This window comes from Geodermatophilus sp. SYSU D00700 (assembly GCF_054050255.1).
The window spans coordinates 54,120-66,828 of the sequence record NZ_JBJGZA010000025.1 but is presented as its reverse complement, the minus strand read 5'-3'; the positions used below and the strand labels follow the sequence as shown (position 1 = coordinate 66,828).

Below are 12,709 nucleotides of genomic sequence, written 5' to 3'. Positions count from 1 at the left end.
CCGGCCCAGGTGCCGGAGCAGGCTCAGGTGCCGGAGCCGACTCCGTCGCCGGAGCCGGCCCAGGTGCCGGAGCAGGCTCAGGTGCCGGAGCCGACTCCGTCGCCGGAGCCGGCCCAGGTGCCGGAGCAGGCTCAGGTGCCGGAGCCGACTCCGTCGCCGGAGCCGGCCCAGGTGCCGGAGCCGACTCCGTCGCCGGAGCCGAACCCGTCGAAGGCGACTCAGCCGCCGGAGCAACAGTCACGCCACTGAGCATCGCCGCAGCAAGCTCCGTCGCCTGCGCGGTTGTTGCCGACATCACGTTGGACCAAACGACGGTGCCGTCGGCGGTCTGCACGCTCAGCACCCCGTCATCGCCGAGCACCGCCCGCACCCCGGCCGACCCGGCGGTGTTGGACTGCCAGGCCACCGCACCGGCCGCCGAGACCACCACCAGGTTCCCGTCGGTGCGCATCTCCACCCAGGACCCGTTGTTGCCCCAGGTGACCGTGTCCCAGACCGGCGCCCCATCGGTGGTGCGGTAGACCACGAAGTTCCCGTCGGGCTGCATGTCCGCCCGGTGCGACCCGTTGGCCGACACCAGCGACTGCCCCGCCACCAACTGCCGGCCCGCAACCAACTCCGATCCCAGCGGTGAATTCCCAGCGCTGGACCAGACCACGGTGCCCTCGGCGGTCAGCACGCTCAGCACCCCGTCATCGCCGAGCACCGCCCGCACCCCGGCCGACCCGGCCGTACCCGACTGCCAGATCACCGCACCGGCCGCCGAGACCACCACCAGGTTCCCGTCGGCGCGCATCTCCAGGTGGGCACCGGGGGTGGTCCACGTCCCGGTGTCCCAGACCGGCGCTCCATCGACATTGCGGTAGACGACGAAGTTGCCATCGCCCTGCATGTCCGCCCGGAACGCCCCGTTGGCCGACACCAGCCCCTGACCCGCCACCAACTGCGAGCCAGCCCCCAGCTCCGCGACCGGCGGTGGAGGCGGCGGCGGCGCACTGGACCAGACCACGGTGCCGTCGGCGGTCAGCACGCTCAGCACCCCGTCATCGCCGAGCACCGCCCGCACCCCGGCCGACCCGGCGGTGTTGGACTGCCAGGCCACCGCACCGGCCGCCGAGACCACCACCAGGTTCCCGTCGGTGCGCATCTCCACCCAGGACCCGTTGTTGCCCCAGGTGACCGTGTCCCAGACCGGCGCCCCATCGGTGGTGCGGTAGACCACGAAGTTCCCGTCGGGCTGCATGTCCGCCCGGTGCGACCCGTTGGCCGACACCAGCGACTGCCCCGCCACCAACTGCCGGCCCGCAACCAACTCCGATCCCAGCGGTGAATTCCCAGCGCTGGACCAGACCACGGTGCCCTCGGCGGTCAGCACGCTCAGCACCCCGTCATCGCCGAGCACCGCCCGCACCCCGGCCGACCCGGCCGTACCCGACTGCCAGATCACCGCACCGGCCGCCGAGACCACCACCAGGTTCCCGTCGGCGCGCATCTCCAGGTGGGCACCGGGGGTGGTCCACGTCCCGGTGTCCCAGACCGGCGCTCCATCGACATTGCGGTAGACGACGAAGTTGCCATCGCCCTGCATGTCCGCCCGGAACGCCCCGTTGGCCGACACCAGCCCCTGACCCGCCACCAACTGCGAGCCAGCCCCCAGCTCCGCGACCGGCGGTGGAGGCGGCGGCGGCGCCGCACTGGACCAGACCACGGTGCCCTCGGCGGTCAGCACGCTCAGCACCCCGTCATCGCCGAGCACCGCCCGCACCCCGGCCGACCCGGCCGTACCCGACTGCCAGGCCACCGCACCGGCCGCCGACACCACCACCAGGTTCCCGTCAGCGCGCATCTCCACGTGAGCACCGGGCACACCCCACGTGCCGGAGCTCCACACCGGCACCCCATCGGTGGTGCGGTAGACCACGAAGTTCCCGTCGGGCTGCATGTCCGCCCGGTGCGACCCGTTGGCCGACACCAGCGACTGACCGGCGATCAACTGGGAGCCCGCCGCGAGCTCCGACCCCACCGTGGGCGCCGCCGTGGGCGTCACCGGGGCCGAACGCTGCGACGCCGGGCCGGTGCCGGCTCCGTTGACCGCCGCGACCGTGAAGCTGTAGGCCGTGCCGTTGGTCAGGCCGGTCACCTGCAGCTGGGTGGCATCGGCTGCGGCCGACTCCTGACGCGCCGGCTGCGTGGCGTCGCCCTCGTAGACCGCCACCTGGTAGCCGGTGATCGGCGACGCGCCCGCGTCGACCGGAGCGGTCCACGAGACCGTCGCCGAGGCGTCGCCCGCCGTCACGGCCCCGAGCACCGGAGCCCCGGGCACCGTCGCGGCCGTGCCGACGTAGCCGCCCATCGGGGACGACGGCACGGCGGTGACCGTGCCGGTGACCCACGCCGACAACTCGCCGCCGTAGGACTCGAGCGCCGCACCGTTGACCTGCGTGCCCGCCGGCACGGTCAGGGGGACCTCGGCGCCACCGCCCTCGACGTGCACGCCGGAGCTGTCGATGTAGGCAGTCGTGTTCTGCGCCGCGCTCTGCCAGCCCGCCATGCGGTTCAGCTGCTGCAGCTGCGACGTCATGTCCGTGCGCACCACCGGAGCCGAGGCGGCGTGCGTCGCCCGGTACTGCTGCAGGATCCCCTCGACGACCGGGTAGAGCAGGGCATCCTCGGCGAGGTTCGACTGGTGCGCGTAGAAGGGCCGCGGGTCGTTGGTCAGGACCTTCCCCAGGGCGTTGCGGACCTCGAGGGGCTGCAGGTAGCCGTCGAAACTGGCCCGGGCCTCTTGGGGGTCACCGGCCGGCAGCGGCGCGATGCAAGTGCTCAGGGGGTTGTTCTCGCAGATGCCGCTGCCGCCGTCTGCCCTGGAGTTGTAGTACCAGTTGTACTCGTCGATCTGGTCCTGGTACGTGCCGGTGTTGTAGTAGACGTTCATGGGATAGCGCGGGAGCGTCACGGTGCCACCCCCGGTGACCGTCCGCGGGGTCGGCTCGCGAGACGCGTCCGACGCGGTCACGTCGATGCCGGTCTGGTCGAGCGCCGCGCCCAGGAACGGGTTGTCCTGCGGCTGCTGCGGCGTGGTCCGCAGGCCGGAGTGCTCGCCGGTGACGAGCTCCGTTGCGTCGAAGTCGCTCAGACCCACCGAGGCCGCCCAGGTGATGTTGTCCTGCACCTGGGCGCGGAGGAACTCCTGCGACGCCCAGTACACCCCGCCCGACTCCTGTGCCGGGATCTCCGGGTCCTGCCGCGGGGTCTCGCCCTCGGAGGTCGCGCAGTGCCAGGGCTGCCCGACGACGGTGGGCGCGATCTGGATGCAGCCCATGTACGGGTGCGTGAAGGTGTGGTTGATCCACGGGAACTGCGCCTGGTTCGCCAGCAGCGCGTCGGTGAGGGGATCGGCTCCCCCGTGCTCGTCCCGCCACATCTGGATGCCGCCGGCGTTGAAGACCATGTCGAGCTTGAAGTCGTTGGCGTTCTGCCAGTCCAGCAGGCGCGTCACGTCCGCCGACGTCATCCGGATGTCCTCGGTCGTCACCGAGGGGTCGACGCAGTCGTCGCCCGGGGTGCAGTTCCCGCTCACGCTCCACCGGCTGTCGGGCAGGAACACGTCGTCGATGTGGACGGCCAGGTAGTTGCGCTGGTGGCCCAGGTGGATGCCGCGGGTCATCCAGGTCACGACGCCGTGCGCCACCGTGTTCCACCACTGCATGTACGGGTTGTAGGCCGCCGTGAGGACGAGCTCCTCGCGTCCGTCCTTGGCGTGCACGCCGGCCAGGACACCGCTCTGCCCCCCAGGGGCACTGGCCGTCAGGAGCGGGGTGAACGACTCTCCGGCCGGGAGCGGGGACACCGGCTGGGCGAGGTACCCGAAGACCTCCAGCTCCGAGCCGAAGTCGTCGATCGGCAGCGACCCCTGCAGGTACCCGAACGGGCCGGCCAGGCCGGCGGCGGTGACCGTGGCCGACCCGCCGTCCAGCGAACCGCTGTAGGTCGGGCTGTTGAGCCCCATGCTGGGCGTGGGCCAGTTGTACGCGCTGACCTGGCGCACCCCGTAGGTGCGCTCGTAGGCCGTCAGGGCCGCGGTCTCGTCAGCCGTCAGCCCACCGCCGGCCTGGTTGGGCAGGACCACGGCCTGGTAGCGCGCCGTGGCTGCCGACGCGTCGGCCAGGAAGGCGGCGTCGATGACCGGCCGGCCAGGGTCGTTGACCAAGACCTTCGTGAAGGGCACGCCCTCGCGGACCAGCTGGGTCGCGATCGCCTCGACGGACGGATCCCCGTTGCTGACGACGAGCACCCGGAGGTCCACCCGGTACTCGGCCGCTCGCGCGGCGCTCGCGCTCAGGGACACACCGGCCACGACGATCGCCAGCAGGACCAGGAGCGCCACCACGGAGCGCCCACGTGACAGTCCCGCCCCTGTGCGCGATGACGAACCCATTGTCGATGCCCCCATGAACGGTGCCCTGTCCCGCAGTAACCGCGACAACATAAGGACAGCCGTGCATGGATTCTCCGGCCGTGGGTACTGGGCTTGGTTCAAGCGCGAGTCGTGAACCGACCGTGGGTGTCTCGGAAACCCTCTGTGGTCACCGCTTCACGCGGCGCGTGTGCGTCGTCACTGTGGGTCCGGATCTCCGGACCTGGGAACTTCGAGGGCGGCGATCGCAAACCCCGGGGCTCTCCTCCACGTCACAGAGCCGCTCTCCACCATCTGGTGGAGACGCGGTCGTCCACCTTGGGGGATACAGGACTGCCGCATCCCTCCACGCTGACGTGCCGTCACGCCATCGCATCGGGCTCGGACCCGAGGCGATGGCGTGCGGTGACACGGGGAGGCAGCCGCAGTGCAGACGAGGAGTTCGTTCCCACCGCGCCGCGTCGCAGAGGGCACGTCGACGGGGAACACCAGACCACCTCTCGGCAAGCACGCCGCGTTGCGAGTGGCTCTGGTTACCGAGGGTAGTTACCCGGTCAAGACCGGTGGCGTCAGCACCTGGTGCGACCAGCTCATCAAGGGCATGTCCCGACACGAGTGGACGGTCATCAGCCTCACCGCGACCGGCGGCGAACGGTCCGTCTGGCCGCAGCCGCCCGCTCTACGGCGCGTCGTCCTCCACCCGATGTGGGGCACGCTGCCCTCCGGCGTCCGGCGACTCCGCCGCAGCGCCGACCTGCACCGGGCGGTGCAGCTGGCGCTGGCCCGGCTCTGGGACGCCGCGCTCGCCCCCGACGGCGAGGAGGCCGTCGCCCAGGCGCGGGCGGCCCTGCGTTCCCTCGTGCGCCTGAGCGACGGGCAGCGACTCGCTGCCCTCCTCGCCACCCGGGGCTCGGCCGGCGCGCTCCTGACCGCGTGGGGAGCGCGCTGCGCCGGGCTACCACCCCTGAGCGTCGCCGACGCCGTGGCCGCCGCCAACATCGTCGACCGGACTCTCGCGGTCGTGGACGCTGCGCCCACCGATGTGGACCTGGTGCACTCGGCCGGCAACGGAGGCGCAGGCATGATCGGCCTCGCCGCGTACTGGCGGCACGGCATCCCGATGGTGCTCTCCGAGCACGGCGTCTACCTGCGTGAGCGTTACCTGGCGCTGAACGACGGCAGCCGGTCCTGGGCTGAGCGCCGCGCCGTCACCGCCCTGGTCCGCCGCATCTGCGAGGTCGCCTACCGCGAGGCGGACCTGGTCCTCCCCGTCTCCGACTTCAACCGCCGGTGGGCGCAGCGGCTCGGCGCGGACCCGGGCCGGGTGGTGACGATCCTCAACGGCGTGGAGCCCGAGCTCTACGAGCCCGTCGGCGCGGAGCCGGAGGTGCCCACCCTCAGCTTCGTCGGCCGGATCGACCCGCTTAAGGACCTGCACACGCTGGTCCGCGCCTTCGCGATCGTGCGCCGGCAACTCCCGGAGGCGAGACTCCGCCTGTTCGGCCCGGTCCCCGAGGGCAACGAGGCCTACCGGGACAGCGTGGCGGAGCTGATCCAGGAACTCGGCCTGACCGATTCGGCCACCTTCGAGGGGCCGACCAAGGGCAGCCGGCCGGCGATCGCGGCCGGATCGATCGTCGTGCTGTCCAGCATCTCCGAGGGGCTGCCCTTCACCGTCATCGAGGCGATGATGTGCGGCCGGGCCACGGTCAGTACCGACGTGGGCGGGGTCGCCGAGTGCCTCGACGAGGACCGGCGCGCCGGCGTCGTCGTCCCCTCCCGCGACCCGGAGGCCTTCGCCGCGGCCTCTCTGGACCTGCTGAGGGACGACGAGCGTCGCCGGGCCATGTCCTTCGCGGCACGGGAGCACGCGCTGGCGACCGCCACGCTCGATCGCGCTCTGGCCGCCTACCAGTCGGCCTACCAGCAGACCGCGACGCGTCGGCTGACGGCGCCTCCCGTGCCCGTGCCGGTGGCGCCCGTGCGGATCGTTCCCGTGCCGTCCGTCCCCCTGCCGGCCACGGTCGTTCCGGTGGCGCGTCCGCCGATGGCACATCCGCCGGTCCCGCGTCCGCCGGTCGCGCCTGTCCCGGTCGAGCTGCCGGACGACATGCCCGTCCTGGTCCCGACGCCTCGGCGTAGTCCGCAGGTGGCGGGCTCCCGATGACCACCGTTCCACCCGCCGTGCCTGCCAGGGCCGAGCCGACGGTCGACCCCCTGCAGGACCTGGCCGCCGGTGCCGTCGACGTGCTCGACGTTGCGGCCCGGCTCGAGGCCAACGGGGTGAGTGATCGCACGGCGGCCGCTCGCCACGGCCGCACCGACGTGTTCGCACTGGCCGCGGCGGTCTACCGCGTTGGGCAGGCGAGGGTCGGCTCGGAGCTGCGGCGGGCGCGGACCCCGGTCGGCCTCGACGAGGCGGGCAGGCGGGGTCTGCTGCTCGTCGCGGGCGTCCTCCTCGCAGCGGCGGCGCTGAGCACGCTGCAGGTCGACGCCCGGCTCGTGTGGACCGCCGGGGCCACCGGGTGGATCGGTGGCCAGGTCGTCGCTGCCGTCGCCTGGTCCCGACTCGGGTGGGGCGAGGGTCCGGCGGGCCGGCGCAGGGCCGGGGGGATGACGCTGCTCGTCCTCGCCGTGGCCCCGCTGACGCCGATAGTCCTCGCCCACGACCTGAGAGTGGCCGCCGCCGCCGTCGCGCTGTGCCTGGTGTGGACCGCCTACGCATCCGCGGTCTCCGTCCTCGTCTGCGCCAGGCGCACCGTCGGCGCCCTCGTGGCCGTGTGGGGTGCTCTCCTCGTGGTCGCGGTGGTGTCGGTCCTGCCCGAGTCGTGGACGTGGTCGCCGAGCCTCACCCTGGGCGGCGCGACGACGGCGAGCCTGGTCGTCGTCCTGCTCGGCGTCCGCACCGTCGTGGGAGCGGGCGGTCCCGCCCTGCCGGGCAGGGCCGACTGGCGCGCTGCCGCGCCGGCCGCGGCGCAGGCCTTCCTGCTCGCGACGAGCCTGCTCACGCTGCTGCAGACGGTGCCCGAGCAGAGTGCCACGCCGCTCGTCACGGCGAGTGTGGTCGGCGCCGCCGCGGCCGATCCGGTGATCGCCCTGCTCCGTGCCCGTCTGCAGACGTCGGCGGCCCGGCTGTACGTCATGCAGGCTGCGGCCCGCAAGGCGCGGCACGCGGCCGTCCTCGCCGCCGGCAGCACCGCCGCGTTCTCCGCCCTCGCCGCCGCCCTGGTCGTGCTGGCCCTGCAGGCCGGGAACCCGGAGTGGCCCATGACCGTCGTGACGGCGGCTGCGTTCACCTCGATGGCGACCACGGCCGCGGCGCTCACCGCCTTCGGTGTGCCCTGGCGTGCGGTGCTCGCCGCGGCGATGGCGGCCGTCTACGCCTCCTCGGCGCTGGTCTACGGCGCCCACACCGCAGCGGTCATCTTCCCACTGGCCCTGTTCGGCGCGATCGCCATCCTGCTGCACCGGGTGTCCGACCCCCGGGTCGTGGCATGACCAGCTCCCGGATGGCCGTCCCCTGGTACGTCCACCCCGCCGAGGACCCGCCGGCCTGGAGCGCGCTGGCCGAGCACACGCCCCGGCCGTCGTTCGTCGTGGTCAACGTCCACGACGGTCCCGGCGCACCGGACGACCCCTACTACCCCGAGGCCCTCCGGATGCTCCGCCGCCTGCGGCTGCTGGGGTACGTCGACGTCGCCTACGGCGAACGGTCCCCTGCCGACGTCCTGGCCGACGTCCACGCCTGGCTCGACGTCCACCGGGTCGGTGGGGTGATGTTCGACCGGTTCCCCGCGGACGCCGCGGCGATCGACCGGTGCGTCGAGTACGCAGCCGACGCCCGGCGCGCCGGGGCGGGTTTCGTGGTGGGCAACCCGGGAGTCGTCCCCGCACTGGGCTATCTCGCGCTGCTCGACGTCACCTGTGTGTTCGAGGGCACCGCAGCCTGCCACGCCGAGTTCCGGCCGCCGCCCGGGCTGTCCCGGATCCCCCGGGCCCGGGTGTGGCACCTGGTGCACACCTGCCCGGCCGACGAGCTGTCCGCGGTCACCCGTCGCGCTGCGTCGCTGGGCGCGGGGCACGTCTTCGTGACCGACCGCGAGATGCCCCACCCATGGGGAGGCTTCCCTCGGTCCCGAACCGTCACCGGCCGCCGGGCGGTGACCGCCTCTTGACGTTTCCCCGACGCACCTGCGTACTGGTGCTCGTGGCCATGGTCGTGAGCGGCTGCGCCGGCGGGAGCTCCCGGGACGACGACCCCGCCGGTACGGCGGCGCCCGCCAGCAGCACCTCGAGCGCGTCCCCGGGACCGAGCAACGGGGCCGGGACCTCGGAGCCGTCCGCCGCCCCGTCGTCCAGCGGGGTCCCATCCGGCGCCGATGACACTGCCGGCAGCGGTCCACGGGATCCGGGCGGTGGGACGTCCACCGCCGCACCGAGCGGTGCCGGCGACGCGCCTGGCACGTCCACGCCATGGCGGCCGGCCCCGGGCACCACCTGGCAGTACCAGCTGAGCGGTGCGCTGGACCTGTCTGTGGACGCCGACGTGTACGACGTGGACTGGCAGGAGACGACTGCCGAGCAGGTCCGACAGCTGCACGACGCCGGCCGGCGGGTCATCTGCTACGTCAACGCCGGCGCCTACGAGGAGTGGCGCCCGGACGCCGGGGCCTACCCCGAGGAGGTCCTCGGGCGGCCGCTGGACGACTGGCCCGGGGAGCGCTGGCTCGACATCCGGCGCACCGACGTCCTCCTGCCCATCCTGGCCGCCCGGTTCGACGCCTGCCGAGCCAAGGGCTTCGACGCCGTCGAGGCCGACAACGTCGACGGGTACACCAACGACACCGGTTTCCCGCTCACCGCCCAGGACCAGCTGGCCTTCAACACCGCGGTGGCCGGGCTGGCCCATGACCGGGGGATGTCGGTGGCGCTGAAGAACGACGTCGAGCAGGTCACCGACCTGGCACCGGTGTTCGACTTCGCCGTCAACGAGGAGTGCCTCGTCTACGACGAGTGCGAGGCCTACCGTCCGTTCTTGGCACTCGGCAAGGCGGTGCTGCACGTCGAGTACACCGCCCCTCCGCGAGAGCAGTGCGTCCTGGCATCCTCGCTCGGCATGTCGACGATCCTCAAGGACGTCGACCTCGGTCCTGGGCTGCGACACTGCTGAGGTGAAGGCAGGGAACGGGGCGCTCCGCGACCTCGCCCTGAGCACCGGCGGCCCGGTGGCGCTCGCCGTCGCCGGAGTGGACGGCTCGCTCCTGCTCGAGTGGGTCAACGGAGCCATGGCCGCGCTGCTCGGGCTGGAACCGGGCGACGACACCCGAGTCCCGCTGGACGACGTCCTCACCGGGAGCGACGGCGCCCGGGTGACCGCGACCGTGCGCGACCTGATCGACCTGCGCGGCCAGAGCGCCAGCGTGCAGGTCAGCGCCCTGCGAGGCGACCATGCCGACCCGATCTGGTTCCACCTACTGGTGGCCCCGGACCGCAGGATGTGCCGGCTGTCTCCCCGCATGCGTCGTCGGAGGGCCCGGCGCGTCGTCCTGCACGCCCAGGTCACCAGTTCCGCTGCACTCCCGGGGCCGGACAGGATCGGCGACGGACGCGGGCACCTGGTCGATCGTCTGGGGACGGCGCTGTCGCGCCTGCGTCGGCGCCCGTCGCGTGTGGCGCTGGCCCTGGTCTCGGTCCTGCAGAACGGGCTCGAGGGTCCGCAGCCGCCGCCCGGACTGCAGACGGCCGACCTGGCCGACCGGGTCCGACAGGTGGCCCGGGAGACCGACACCGTGGTCGTCCTCGCACCGGGCTGGCTCGCCGTGCTGGTCGAGGACCCCACCGACGGCGGTGAGATCGCCATGGCCCGCCGAGCCCTCGCGGCCCTGCGCCGCAGCGGTGCCGCCGGTCCTGAGGGCGGCCCACTCGTCGCCGTCACCGTGCAGGAGATCACCGATCCCGGCGCCGACCCCGACGCCGTCCTCGCCTCCCTCCACCGGACTGCGGCCCGGGTGGCCCTCGACGGCGGCGTCACCGTGCTCGACCCCTGGCAACCGGACACCACGCCGGCCGGACGCCCTGACGGCACCGTCAACGGCACGAGCAGCCGGCAGCAGATCCAGCGGGCACTGCGCTCCGGACGCTTCGTCCTGGGACGCAGGGCGATCGAGGCGCTCGCGCCCGATCCACAGCCAGACGCCGGAGGGGTGGACAGGCCCGCCACCGTCACCCCGTCGAAGACGGTCCTCCTCGAGGTGGGGACCGTCGACGAGGACGTACTGTCACCGGTCCGTGTCACCGCTCCCGGGCTGGCCGCCGCGCTCGACCAGTGGGTGCTCCGGCAGGCGCGCGGCCTGGCGACGGACGGCTCGGCCTCGACGCTGGTGATCCGCCTCCAGCCGAGCAGCGGCCTGGGGCCGGACTTGAGCGAGGCAGCCGCCGAACTGGCCCGCGCACGACCGGAGCAGGTCGTCCTCCAGGTCCCCGAGGCCCGGTTGGCGGAGATCCTGGTCGCGGAGCGCGCCGTGCTGCACCGCCTGTCCGAGTCCGAGGTCCGGCTGGCGGTGAGCGCATGGTCGGGGCGCATCGAGGTCCCTGCGCTCGTCCGGTGGCACATCGGCCTCGTCGAACTCTCCCCCACGACCCAGCAGGAGGTGCTGCGCCCCGAGGGCGCTGCACTCGTCACCGCGCTGACCGCCGGCCTGCACGCGGGCCTGGGCCCGGCGGCGCTCGTCGTGGCCGAGTGGTCGTACGACCCGCAGGTCCGCGCCGCTCTCTCTTCGTGCGGCGTCCTCTGGGCAACACCGCCGGAAACGGTCATCATGGTCACCGGATGACTGTTCAAGAATCGGACAAGCGGTCAACGGGGTCACGGGGCGTCACGACGGGCGTGTGCCATGACCTCCGTCACGAGTTGTCGACACTGCGCACGCTGATCCACGCGGCCGCCGACCCCTCGCTGGGAGCACGCCGGGTCCGGGAGCTCCTCGAGGCCGCGGGGAGCGAAGTCGGCGCCGCTTTCGACCTGGTCGACGCGCTTCCCGAGCCGCACCCCGCGCCGGCAGCCAACGGGCACTCCCCCGGTTCGGGGTCCCGTTGGAACCGGCCGGCAGCGGCTGGGCACGTCTGCGACGTCGACGCCGTCCTGCGGACCGCCGCCGCCGCGCACACGCCGAACAGCCGGCGCATCACCGTGCAGTCCACGGCGGCGCTGCACGTGGCGATGCCGAGAACGGCTCTGATGCGAGCGGTGCGCAACCTGCTCTGGAATGCGCTGGCCGCCACCTCCTCGAACGGCAGGATCCTCCTGCAGGCGGGGTACACCGGCCCGGCTGTCACGGGCACCCCAGGCCTCCACGGCCAGCGACGAGTGCGGGTCGAGATCCACGACGACGGCCCGGGTCCCGGTCGGGCCGGCTTCCACCGACACGGTGGCACCGGCCTCGATGTCGTCCGCTCTCTCGTCCTCCCGGCCGGCGGCTGGCTCGTGCTCGGTCGTTCACCCTGGGGCGGTTGCTGCGCCGCACTCACGTTGCCGCCCGGAGCCGTGGAGCCGTGAGCCGTCTCCTGCTGTGCGACGACCACGCCGTCTTCATCGACGCACTCGCAGTGGCGCTGGAGGCCCGCGGGGAGGAGGTCGTCGGCGTCGCCCGCAGTGTGCCCGAGGCCCTGGCCGCGGCCCGGGCGACCGAACCCGACGTGGTGATCATGGACCTGCACTTCTCCCAGGGTCCAGACGGGCTCGCGGGCATCCGCGCACTGACCGCCGGCTCTCCGGGTGTGAGAGTCGTGCTGCTCAGCGGTGCCGTCGACGGCCGCGTGCTCGCCGAGGCCGTCGCAGCTGGCGCCGAAGGAGTGGTGAGCAAGGCCGAGCCGTTCAGCGTCGTCCTCGAGGCGGTGCGCATGGTGGCCAAGGGCGCGTTCTACACCGACAGGGAGCTGTTGCGGACGACCCTGCGCCCCTCGCGTGCCGATCTGGACCAGGTCCAGCTGGCCGCACAGTTCCTCACCCGGCGGGAGTCGGAGGTGCTCGAGCGACTCGTCCAGGGCTCCTCCACGGAGGAGATGGCGACAGCGATGGGCGTCGGCGTCGCGACGGTGCGGTCCCACGTGCAGGCAGTGCTGAACAAACTGGGGGTGCGCTCGCGCCTCGAGGCGGTCCTCCTCGCCGTCTCCCACGGCCTGCTCGAGCTCCCGCGCACCCGTCTCCCCGGCACGCCCGAACGGCGGGGCACCGGGTAGACCCGCCGTCGCGCGTGGCGCTCGATCGGTCGACGAACGGGCGGCAGACTGTCG

At 73.1% G+C, this 12,709-nt stretch carries 8 protein-coding genes; 7 read left to right on the top strand and 1 reads right to left on the bottom strand.

The genetic code is table 11. From position 1 onward, the window contains the following. On the bottom strand, positions 1-4,390 hold a 4,390-nt coding region (locus ACI79V_RS17065), incomplete at its 3' end, for a fibronectin type III domain-containing protein (protein WP_456891063.1). A 550-nt stretch (positions 4,391-4,940) separates the two neighbouring features. Between ACI79V_RS17065 and pelF the strand changes: the two genes are divergently transcribed. Genes pelF through ACI79V_RS17030 form a run of 7 tightly spaced genes read left to right on the top strand, consistent with a single transcriptional unit; the run spans position 4,941 to position 12,655 of the window. Continuing rightward, positions 4,941-6,584 carry a GT4 family glycosyltransferase PelF gene (pelF, locus tag ACI79V_RS17060; protein ID WP_456891061.1) on the top strand — a complete coding sequence of 548 codons (1,644 nt, stop codon included), beginning with the start codon at positions 4,941-4,943 and terminating at the stop codon, positions 6,582-6,584. 17 nt (positions 6,585-6,601) lie between these two features. Next, complete coding sequence (locus tag ACI79V_RS17055) at positions 6,602-7,915, top strand: hypothetical protein (RefSeq protein WP_456891059.1); 1,314 nt, start codon at positions 6,602-6,604, stop codon at positions 7,913-7,915. Continuing rightward, the gene (locus tag ACI79V_RS17050) at positions 7,912-8,592 is read left to right on the top strand and encodes a spherulation-specific family 4 protein (RefSeq protein WP_456891057.1); all 681 of its coding nucleotides are present in this window, start codon (positions 7,912-7,914) and stop codon (positions 8,590-8,592) included. Before ACI79V_RS17055 ends, ACI79V_RS17050 begins: the two co-directional genes overlap by 4 nt. Continuing rightward, positions 8,532-9,587, top strand: a complete 1,056-nt coding sequence (locus tag ACI79V_RS17045) for an endo alpha-1,4 polygalactosaminidase (RefSeq protein WP_456891055.1) — start codon at positions 8,532-8,534, stop codon at positions 9,585-9,587. The genes ACI79V_RS17050 and ACI79V_RS17045 overlap by 61 nt, the downstream gene beginning before the upstream one ends. A gap of 1 nt (position 9,588) precedes the next feature. After that, positions 9,589-11,250: a hypothetical protein gene (locus ACI79V_RS17040; RefSeq protein WP_456891053.1), complete on the top strand. Its 1,662-nt coding sequence runs from the start codon at positions 9,589-9,591 to the stop codon at positions 11,248-11,250. Then, positions 11,247-11,972 (top strand): ATP-binding protein, encoded by a 726-nt coding sequence (locus tag ACI79V_RS17035; RefSeq protein WP_456891051.1) that lies wholly within the window; start codon positions 11,247-11,249, stop codon positions 11,970-11,972. Before ACI79V_RS17040 ends, ACI79V_RS17035 begins: the two co-directional genes overlap by 4 nt. Then, entirely contained in the window at positions 11,969-12,655 is a 687-nt protein-coding gene (locus ACI79V_RS17030; RefSeq protein WP_456891049.1) for a response regulator transcription factor, read from the top strand. Before ACI79V_RS17035 ends, ACI79V_RS17030 begins: the two co-directional genes overlap by 4 nt. Positions 12,656-12,709 lie beyond the last annotated feature (54 nt).

Coding starts and splice junctions, on each gene's coding strand:
- ACI79V_RS17050 (WP_456891057.1), top strand. CDS start 7,912: ATGACCAGCTCCCGGATGGCCGTCCCCTGGTACGTCCACCCCGCCGAG.
- ACI79V_RS17045 (WP_456891055.1), top strand. CDS start 8,532: ATGGGGAGGCTTCCCTCGGTCCCGAACCGTCACCGGCCGCCGGGCGGT.
- ACI79V_RS17035 (WP_456891051.1), top strand. CDS start 11,247: ATGACTGTTCAAGAATCGGACAAGCGGTCAACGGGGTCACGGGGCGTC.